The organism is Micromonospora sp. CNZ322 (assembly GCF_007827755.1).
The window spans coordinates 133,507-140,693 of the sequence record NZ_VITD01000018.1 but is presented as its reverse complement, the minus strand read 5'-3'; the positions used below and the strand labels follow the sequence as shown (position 1 = coordinate 140,693).

Sequence of the window (7,187 nt, the reverse complement as noted above, 5' to 3'; positions counted from 1 at the left end):
AACCACACACCGACCAGAAGCCCCACCTCAGTGGAACCCCAACCGGGGCTATTCACCGCTCCGCGACCAGCGCTTTCAGCGCCAGGCACTTTTACTACGTTACCCGCTCGTTTCCGCCGTGTCAAACCGATATTTCGCGGTTCGTCGTGCTTCAACCCGATAACGCGGGCACCATGTCGCAACCGGCTTGCGCCGCTCTCGTCATGGATTCCGGCAGGCCGGCCGTCGCGATTTCTCGCGACCCGCCCGGTGCCCTACCGGTTCGTAACCATACCCGGTCGGTTTCGCGGCGCCAAATCCGCCTCGCGGCGTTTATGGCGGCACCTCCCGGTTGGGGCTCCGGTGGGCATGCCCACCCGACCCCCTGGCCGTTGGCCGGCGCTCCGGCCGCTTCAAGCTTTCGCCTGTTTCGTCCGTTCCGCGCTGGCAGAGAGAAAGTTACGCGTCCGGCGGGATGATCGTCAAATCCGCCGGACGCGTCCCCCGTCACATCGTCGACAGGTGGCTATTCACCCAGCTCAACGCCCGCGAACGAACGCTTCCCCCGGCGCAGCACCAGGTATCGGCCATGCAGGAGGTCGGCCGGCGACACCCTCGCGTCCACCTCGGTCACCCGGTTGTTGTTGACGTAGGCGCCGCCTTCGGCGATCACCCGCCGGGCCTCCTTGAGGCCACTCACCAGACCGGAGTCCCGCAGCAGACCCGCCACATCCGGCAATTCGCCGGTGAGGCGTACGAGACCCGCCTCGGTCAGGGCCGCGCGCAGGGTCTCCGGTGCCAGCTCGTCCAACGATCCGCGGCCGAAGAGCGCCTGACTGGCGGCGATCGCCTGTCGGGTCTCGTCGGCACCGTGCACCAGGATGGTCAGCTCCTCGGCGAGCGCCCGCTGCGCCAACCGGGCCGCCGGTCGTTCGGCGGTCGCCTTGGCCAGCTCCTCCAGCTCCTCACGGGTCCGGAAGCTGAAGTACCGCAGGTAGCGGTCGACCTCCTGGTCCTCCACGTTGAGCCAGAACTGGTAGAACGCGTACGGGCTGGTCATCGTGGGGTCGAGCCAGACGGCACCGCCCTCGGTCTTGCCGAACTTCGTGCCGTCGGACTTGGTGACGAGCGGCGTGGTGAACGCCTGCACCGGCCCCGCGCCCCGCCGGCGCACGTAGTCGACGCCGGCGGTGATGTTGCCCCACTGATCGGAGCCGCCGAACTGGAGCTGACAGCCGTGCCGGCGGTGCAGCTCGAAGAAGTCGTTGGCCTGCAACAGCTGGTAGCTGAACTCGGTGAAGCTGATGCCGGTCTCCAGGCGGGCACGCACCACCTCCCGCGCGAGCATCTTGTTCACCGGGAAGTGCTTGCCCACGTCGCGCAGGAACTCGACGATCGACATCTCGCCGGTCCAGTCCAGGTTGTTGACCAACTGGGCCGCGTTGTCCCCCGTGTAGGACACGAAGGGCGCGAGCTGCTCTCGGATCCGCTCGACCCAGCCTGCGATCACCTCGGGCGGGTTGAGGGTCCGTTCGGCGCTCTCCTTCGGGTCACCGATCTGCCCGGTGGCCCCGCCGGCCAGCAGCAACGGGCGGTGACCGGCGAGTTGCAGCCGGCGGGCCATGAGGACCTGCATGAGGTTGCCGACGTGCAGGCTCGGGGCGGTGGGGTCGAAGCCCACGTAGTACGTGGCGGACTTCCCACCGTCGAGCAGCTCGCGCAGCTCGTCGAGGCCGGTCGAGTCCTGTATCAGGCCACGCCAGAGCAGGTCATCGGTCAGGGAGTCCCGCGCGGACGGCGGAGTGCTGCTGTCGGTCACGGTCACCGATTCTCCCCCATTGCCGGCATCAACCCGTACCGGGTTTGGCGCAACCCGCCCCGGCTAGGCTTGCGCCTCGTTGATCGAGGAGGGCTTTGCCATGGAGATTCCGGATCTGACGGGCGGTTTCGTCGCCCTGCTCGGCCTCAAGTTCGAGGAGGCCAGCGCCGACCGGGTGGTCATCAGCTGGCAGGTCCGCCCGGAGCTGCACCAGCCGTTCGGCATCCAGCACGGCGGGGTGTACTGCTCGGTCGTGGAGACCGCGGCCAGCGTGGGTGGCTCCCTCTGGCTGGCCGACCGCGGCACTGTGGTCGGGGTGTCGAACCAGACCGACTTCCTGCGGGCCGTCCGGGACGGCGAGCTGAGGGCGGTCGGTATTCCGGTGCACCGGGGCCGCAGCCAGCAGCTCTGGCAGGTGGAGATCACCGACGCCGAGGAGCGGCTGGTCGCCCGTGGTCAGGTCCGGCTGCAGAACCTCTCGCCCGCCTGAGCGACGGCATTCGCCGGACCGGTCAGCTGCGGGCCTCGTCCAGCATCGGCTCCGTGGGCTGGTCGGTGTCGGCGTCGCCGTCGGCTTCATCGGGTACGCGGCTGAGCCGTACCTCGGTGATCGCCCGGTGGTCGATGCCGGCCACCACCAGCACCCAACCGTCCAGGGTGACGTCCTCCCCGGCAACGGTGGGGATGTGCCCGAGCCGGGCCAGCACGAGCCCGGCGACGGTGGTGTAGTCACCGGCCGGACGCGACGGCAGCTCCACGCCGATGTCCGGCAGGTCGTGCACCGGGAAGGTGCCGGGCAGCAGCAGCGCACCGTCGGGGTCGCGCCGCACCGAGCGCACGTCCCGGTCGGTCTCGTCGTAGATCTCGCCGACGATCTCCTCCAGGATGTCCTCCAGCGTCACGATGCCGTCGACGGCGCCGCGCTCGTCCACGACGAGCGCGATGTGCTGACGCTCGGCCTTGAACTGGCGCAGCGCGTCCACCACCGGTAGCGAGTCGGGCAGCAGCATCGGCGGTCGGGCGATCTCGTCGACCGGGCGGTCGTCGGGCACACCCACCAGGTCACGTAGGTGGATCACTCCGGCCGTGTCGTCCAGGCCGCCGTGGCGCACGACCGGAGCCCGGGAGTGCCCGGTGGCGGCCAGCACGAGCCGCGCGGCCTCCGCGGTGGTCCCGCTGTCGAGCGTGAAGACCTGCAACCGGGGTACGAGGACAGCCCGCAACCGCCGGTCGGCGATCTCCACGGCACCCGCGATGATGGTGCGCTGCTCCTTGGTGAAGCCGTGGTTGCCGGCGACGATGTCGCGCAGCTCGTCCGGGCCGATCTCCTCCGGTTGGTGTTTGGGGTTGAGCCCGACCAGGCGGACCACCACGTCGCTGGTGGCGCCGAGCGCCCAGACGGCCGGCCGGGTGAGGCTGGCGAGCAGGTCGAGCGGGCGGGCCACCAGCAGCGCCCACCGCTCGGCGGACTGCATGGCGATCCGCTTGGGCGCCAGCTCGCCGAAGACCAGGGTGACGAAGGTCAGCGCGAGGGTGACCGCCACGATCGCCACCGTCTCGGCGCCGCCGCCGAACACCCCGAGCAGCGGCACCAGGGGTTTTGCCAGCGAGACCGCTGCGGCGGCGGAGGCCAGGAAACCGGCGAGCGTGATGCCGATCTGGATGGTGGCCAGGAAGCGGTTCGGGTCCTTGGCGAGCCGGGCCAGCACCCGCCCGGCCCGGCTGGTGCGCTCCAGCCGCTGGATCTGGCTGTCTCGCAGCGACACCAACGCCATCTCGCTGCCCGCGAAGAGCGCGTTGATCACGACCAGGACTCCGACCAGGGCCAGTTGGCTCCCGTAGCTCTGCACGCCCGGTTCGCTCCCTCGTGGTGGTGGCACCGGCCGCTACGCGCGGCACCCGCCGGTCGGCGAGCCCGCCCGGCGTAGGCGTGTCTTTGCCCCGTCCGACGCCGGCCGAATCCTGCCCCGGCGACGCTACGCCGAATCGGGCCAGGTGAGGCTACGCCGAATCGGACGACGGTGACGCTGTGCCGGCTGGGGCGTCGGTGACGCTACGCCGACTGGGGCGACGGTGAGTTACGCCGACTGGGGCGTCGGCGACGCCGGCAGGTCGAGGACGTACGAGTCGCCGTCCGGGCGGAAGCCGAGCCGGTGGTAGTAGGGGGCCACCATCCGGGGTGGGCTGACCACCCGGCGGAACCCCCGTTCGGTGAACAGGTGGCTGCGCCGGTAGACGAACTCACCCGGGGTGAAGTCACGGAACTTCGGGGTCACGTAGTCCAGGTCGATCTGGGCGACGCCGGGCGCCTCGGCGTGCGACAGCACCACGCCGACCACCTCGTCGGCCGTGACCACGAGGAACGCCGAGCGGCCCGACGCGTCCGGGTCCCAGTGGAAACCGGGGTTGAACCGGGCGATGTCGGCGGCGTGCACCCGCAGCGTGTGCGCGAGGAACTGGTCGCCGACACCGACCTCCACCACCTGGTAGGTCTTCTCGTCGTGCCGGGTGGCGAGCATCCCGCGCAGGTACCAGATGTTGATCACCGCGAGCACGACGTTGAGCCCGACGCCGGGCCAGACCTCGATCGCGGCGTTGTAGCCGATCAGCACGAAGCAGCCGACGAGGTTGAGCGCCCGCAACCGCAGGATGCGCGACTGCAGCAGCGACCAGACCAGCACCGCGGAGCCGGCCCAGCCGACGAGATCCAACCAGTTCACGCCGCGAGACTAGTGCCCGCCCAGGTCAGGGCCGTCGGCGGGCAGCACGAGCAGCCACTCCTCGACGTCTTCGCCGCGGCCGTTGGCGTACCCCGAGTCTTCACCGACCACCACGAACCCGCACTTGCGGAGCACCGCGAGGGAGGCGGCGTTGTCCTTGGCGGCGCGGGCGTGAACCGGCCGGGGCAGCTCGCGCAGCAGGCCGGCCAGGGCCGCCGTGGCATGACCCCGACCCCAGCGCGCCCTGTCGATCCAGTAGCTGACCTCGGTCTGCCCCTCGGCCGGGAAGGCGCTCACGTAGCCGACCACCTCGCCGTCGACCTCGACGGTGCGGACCAGGTTCGCCGGGTTGGTGAGCACCCGGGCCCAGTGTGCGGCGAACTCCCGACTGTCGGACGGGTCCTTGGGGCCGAACGCGGCCATCCGGTTGGCCTCCGGGTCCTGCTGGTGCAGGAAGAACTCGACGAGGTCGTCCTCACGGACCGGGCGCAGCAGCACATCGGAGGTCATCGGCCGAGGGTACGCAACGGCTGTGACGCGAAGCCGCGGCGCGGAGTCAGCCGGCGACGGCTACGACCGCCAGCACGGCGGCGCCCAGGGAGCTCGCCACCGACAGCAGCCGACGCCACGGCACCCGCGCGTCGACCACCGGCAGGGCCCGCCACCGGATCGCCGCCACTGCCACCCCCGCCGCCGACAGGCCGGCGCCGAGCGGCCACAGCCAGGCCGGCACCACCGACCAGTCCCCCAACCGGTGCCCCAACCCCAGATAGGCGAACGCCCAGACCGCCGCCGCCAGCAGCGTCACCTGGTCCAGTTGGCGACGGCGGGCGGTGCCGAGCAGGGAGATGCCGCCGAGGAAGGTGAAGGCCACCGCGAGGCCGGCGCCGATCCACGGCAGCACCATCGACGTCGCCGAGTCGGCCTCCTTCGGTGGCACCCCGAGCAGCCGCAGCCCGATCGGCTCGACGCCCTTGTCGGTGTTGCCGAGCACCACCACCGCCCGGCCGGTCGCCCGTTCGAGGCCGACGTAGGACCGGAACCCGCCGGTAGCGCCGTTGTGCCAGACCACCTCGCGATCGCCGTGCCGGGTGGTGAACCAGCCGTACCCGATGCGGGTGTCGTCGTCCTCGCGGTAACGGGCGGTGGCGGCGTCGGCACCTGGTGCGGTGCCGGCGAGGGTCGCGGCGAGCAGCCGGCCGAGGTCCTCCGCCGTTGACCAGGGGCCGGCGCCGGCCGGCGCGTAACCGGCTCCCGCCCACGGATCGAGCGGCCGGCCGCCGGCCCGGCTGCCCTGGGCGCGACCGGCCGGCAGGTCGTCCTCGCGGGTGGCGACGACGGTGGCCGTCATGCCGAGCGGCCGTAACAGCCGGGCGTGCAGCAGCTCGGGGTACGCAACGCCGGCGTTCGCGGCGAGCGCGTGGCCGAGCACGGACGGCCCGAGGTTGGAGTAGTGGACCTCGCCACGCTCGTCGTCGTCGGTGCTGACCCGGTCGGCGGCGCTGCGGATGGCGTCGACGCCCTGCTCGGCGTAGGGGTTTCCGCCGGAGACGTTGGACCAGAGGACGCGTGCCCATCCCAGCGGGGAGCCGGGGGCCAGCCGGGGCAGGCCGGCGCGGTGGCTGGCGAGTTCGGCGAGCGTGACGTCGCGGGCGGGGCCAGTGACCTCGGGCCAGGTGCTACCGAGCCGGTCGTCGGGGCCGACGACACCGGCGGCGACCTGGTCGGCGAGGAGCATGCCGGTGAGCGCCTTGGTGACCGAGCCGATCTCGAACGGGGTGCCGGGCTCGACGGGCCGACCGGCGAGGTCCCGGTCACCCAGTCCGGCGGTGCGGATCCGGCCGTTCTCGACCAGGGCGACGGCGAGCCCGCGGAGCCCCGACGGGTCGGGCGTGGCCGACCGGGCAGCAGCGGCCAGGTCACGATCGCCGGTGGCCTGCGCCCCGAGTCGGGGCACCCGGGGCATCAACGCCACCCCGACCAGGCCGGCGATCAGCACGACGACGAGGACGGTGGCGGTCGTGCGGCGCATGGTGGTTCCTCCGTGGAGGTAGTCGGACGGGCGGCCGAGCCGCGTCTGGTCAGCGGCCGGCGGCGGTGAGGATGGCCAACAGCGGCACCACGCGTTCGGCGGGGACCGCGTACCGGCCCCGGCCGGCGCTGCGCAGCCAACCGGCGGCGGTGATCTGGCGCAGGTGGTGGTGCAGTTGGCCGGTGGTGCCCAACTCCTCGATCTCGGCCAGCTCGCTGGTGCTCTGCCGGCCGCCGAGGATCTCCCGCAGTAGCCGCAGCCGCACCGGGTGGGCCAACGCGGAGAGGGTGCTGGGCAGCTCCGTCCAGTCGGCGGCGAGCAGGTCGTCGACGGTGCGACCGTACTGCCAGTCGTAGTGCTGATCGGCGACTCGGACGGTGCCGGTGTAGAGCACCGCGCCCGACCCGTCGGTTGGCAGCCGCTGTTTGAGGCCCTCGAGCGCCCAGAAGGTGCCCTCGGGCGCGGGTGGTGGCGGCGGTGCGGCGGCGAGCCGTTCGCTCAACGCGGCAACCTGTGCCTCCAGCGCGGCCAGCCGATCTTCCACGGTGTTCACACGTCGATACTACGAACTTACGTAGTTACGTGCAAATGCCAGACCGACCACCTGCCGGGGCCGGCGCGTCCGGCCCCGCCGACG

Annotated in this window: 7 protein-coding genes; 1 reads left to right on the top strand and 6 read right to left on the bottom strand. The window is 71.7% G+C overall.

Annotated features, from left to right (window positions below; translation table 11 throughout):
* Positions 1-505: 505 nt before the first annotated feature.
* Entirely contained in the window at positions 506-1,798 is a 1,293-nt protein-coding gene (gene tyrS / locus FB453_RS30365; RefSeq protein ID WP_145795696.1) for a tyrosine--tRNA ligase, read from the bottom strand.
* Positions 1,799-1,898: 100 nt separating this feature from the next.
* Here tyrS and FB453_RS30360 point away from each other — a divergent pair, with 100 nt between their 5' ends.
* On the top strand, positions 1,899-2,288 hold the full coding sequence (locus tag FB453_RS30360) for a PaaI family thioesterase (RefSeq protein ID WP_145795677.1): 390 nt from the start codon (positions 1,899-1,901) through the stop codon (positions 2,286-2,288).
* A 22-nt stretch (positions 2,289-2,310) separates the two neighbouring features.
* Here FB453_RS30360 and FB453_RS30355 read toward each other — a convergent pair whose 3' ends face one another.
* The 5 genes from FB453_RS30355 to FB453_RS30335 all read right to left on the bottom strand — a co-directional run bounded on the left by FB453_RS30355 (position 2,311) and on the right by FB453_RS30335 (position 7,103).
* The gene (locus tag FB453_RS30355) at positions 2,311-3,648 is read right to left on the bottom strand and encodes a hemolysin family protein (RefSeq protein ID WP_145795675.1); all 1,338 of its coding nucleotides are present in this window, start codon (positions 3,646-3,648) and stop codon (positions 2,311-2,313) included.
* A 228-nt stretch (positions 3,649-3,876) separates the two neighbouring features.
* A complete protein-coding gene (locus tag FB453_RS30350; RefSeq protein WP_145795672.1) occupies positions 3,877-4,518 on the bottom strand; it encodes a YgjV family protein in 642 nt (213 codons plus the stop codon).
* 9 nt (positions 4,519-4,527) lie between these two features.
* Entirely contained in the window at positions 4,528-5,028 is a 501-nt protein-coding gene (locus FB453_RS30345) for a GNAT family N-acetyltransferase (RefSeq protein ID WP_145795670.1), read from the bottom strand.
* Positions 5,029-5,074: 46 nt separating this feature from the next.
* Positions 5,075-6,550: a serine hydrolase domain-containing protein gene (locus FB453_RS30340; protein WP_145795668.1), complete on the bottom strand. Its 1,476-nt coding sequence runs from the start codon at positions 6,548-6,550 to the stop codon at positions 5,075-5,077.
* A gap of 49 nt (positions 6,551-6,599) precedes the next feature.
* Entirely contained in the window at positions 6,600-7,103 is a 504-nt protein-coding gene (locus tag FB453_RS30335; RefSeq protein ID WP_486480525.1) for a winged helix-turn-helix domain-containing protein, read from the bottom strand.
* Between the last annotated feature and the right edge of the window lie 84 nt (positions 7,104-7,187).

Coding starts and splice junctions, on each gene's coding strand:
- FB453_RS30360 (WP_145795677.1), top strand. CDS start 1,899: ATGGAGATTCCGGATCTGACGGGCGGTTTCGTCGCCCTGCTCGGCCTC.
- FB453_RS30340 (WP_145795668.1), bottom strand. CDS start 6,550: ATGCGCCGCACGACCGCCACCGTCCTCGTCGTCGTGCTGATCGCCGGC.
- FB453_RS30345 (WP_145795670.1), bottom strand. CDS start 5,028: ATGACCTCCGATGTGCTGCTGCGCCCGGTCCGTGAGGACGACCTCGTC.